At 64.7% G+C, this 292-nt stretch carries 1 protein-coding gene; it reads right to left on the bottom strand.

Features of this window, described 5'->3' with window-relative positions; translation table 11 throughout:
• A partial coding sequence (locus AC0IYH_RS30920) for a CNNM domain-containing protein (RefSeq protein ID WP_471838000.1) occupies positions 1-292 on the bottom strand: 292 nt, incomplete at both ends.

The raw sequence follows: 292 nt of genomic DNA, 5'->3' as shown, positions 1-292 counted from the left end.
CGCTCATGCTCCTCGATCACGCCCGATTTCGACGCCTCCGCGACGATCAGGTGCAGTTCTTCCGCCGTCACCTGATCCTCGTTCTCGCGATCGAGGCGCAACAGATGGAAGATCCGCGCGCTCGACTTGTCGAGCAGCCAGACGAGCGGCGCGGGCAGGATGGCGAGCCAACCCAGCGGCACCGCGACCAGCGCAGCAACTGCCTCCGGCGAGCGCAACGCGAACTGCTTGGGCACGAGTTCACCGATGATCAGCGATGCATAGGTCGTCAGCGCGATCACCAGCGCATAGC

The sequence above is a fragment of the Pseudomonas sp. AC463 genome (genome assembly GCF_979253585.1).
This window is presented reverse-complemented; position numbering and strand designations above follow the sequence as displayed.